Source organism: Halovenus rubra, from assembly GCF_026586665.1.
GTDB classification, from domain to species: domain Archaea; phylum Halobacteriota; class Halobacteria; order Halobacteriales; family Haloarculaceae; genus Halovenus; species Halovenus rubra.
On sequence record NZ_JAODIY010000028.1, the window covers coordinates 1 to 1,451 of the forward strand.

Below are 1,451 nucleotides of genomic sequence, written 5' to 3' on the forward strand. Positions count from 1 at the left end.
TTGGTCGTGTCGCAAAGTCCTCTAGAGTTCAGTAGCAACTGACTCCCGTGAGGAACGGGACGCCTCTGGTGTCCACCCAAGAGGTGTCCCATGCACGCCACAATCGACGTGCGGTTCACGATAAGTATCGACGAGGACAAAACGGTACCGCTCGCCACGCTCGCCGAGTTCGTTACCGAGCAGAACCTCGAATCTGTACTGCTCGAATCGATGGTCGAAAGCCTCGACGCGAGCCGCGTCGAGGCGCTCTGTGGTGAGAAACACGCTACTGGCAACGGTGACCGTCGCTTCCAACGAGCTGGTACCGATACTCGCACAGCCGTCACAACCGCCGGTGAGCACGACTTCGACCTTCACTACGTCGAAGATACCGCAGCTGACCACGACGAATCCAGCTACTTCCGGCCCGTCGAAGATGTTCTCAGCTTCGACGGGCAAAACCGCTATCAGCAGGACATCGCCGCCAAAAGCGTCGATCTCGCCACCTCGCTCAGCTATCGTGACGCTGCTGACCACGGCGACGGCATCCTCTCGGAGATGCCGTCGCCGACCACCATCAATCGTCGCGCCAAAGAGTACGGCAGCAAACTCAAGCAGTTCCTTCCAGACTGTGTCGCTGATACTGACGCTGAAGCCGTTATTCCAGACGGCACGAAGTGTCACAGCCAAGACGACGACCGCGCGTACCACTCCGTCCAGGCCACGCTGGGCGAAGACACTGCTGAAGAGTCACGCTCTCTGCTGGATCTCTCGGTCAACGCTGATTGGGACGAGACAGCAGCCGACCTCGATGACATCGACGCAGTCACTGACGACGCGACGGTCGTCAGTGACGCTGAAGAGGGCATCGTCACGGCCTTTACCGACGAAAATCGTAATCACCAACTCGATCTCGTCCACGTCGGTCGGACGCTCGACTACAACCTCTGGGACGACGGCGTGTTCTCCTTGGATCGGCGGAACGAGATCGTCTCAGAGGTGATCGACGAAGTGTTCCATCTAAAGAATTCGGTCGCCAAACACCGTCCGGACGAGGAGTTCGCGGCGATCCGCGAGCGGATCGCGCGAACGACCGAGCGTATCGAGAAGACAGCCTGGCAGTTAGACCAGTACGGCTCAGAGAAGGCAGCGGGGTATCTTCGGCGGTGGCTGCCGTCAATCGTGACATTTGCTGAGCAGGCCGTCGAGGGGTTCGAGGTGCCGTGGACCTCGAACCCCGTCGAACGGCTGATGGGCGAAGTCAGCAAGCGCTGCAAGAACCAGTGGATGCGCTGGACGACTGAGGGGTTAGAGGCGATACTCCAGCTTCGGCTCGTGAAGTACGCCGATCCAGAGCGCTACCAGTCGTTCCTTGACGAACTGCTCCAGCGATCGACCAAAACAGCAATGAGCTGTGACCTCTCAATTGAGAGCACCAGAGGCAAACTCTAGACCGCTTTGCGACGCGACCA

At 59.1% G+C, this 1,451-nt stretch carries 1 protein-coding gene; it reads left to right on the forward strand.

Going from position 1 to position 1,451, the window contains the following annotated elements; translation table 11 throughout:
* Positions 1-90: 90 nt before the first annotated feature.
* Positions 91-1,431, forward strand: a complete 1,341-nt coding sequence (locus tag N5098_RS15135; protein WP_267638723.1) for an ISH6 family transposase — start codon at positions 91-93, stop codon at positions 1,429-1,431.
* Positions 1,432-1,451: the final 20 nt, after the last annotated feature.

What these genes read in the sequence shown, in the direction of transcription:
- N5098_RS15135 (WP_267638723.1), top strand. Translation starts at nt 91, where the DNA reads ATGCACGCCACAATCGACGTGCGGTTCACGATAAGTATCGACGAGGAC.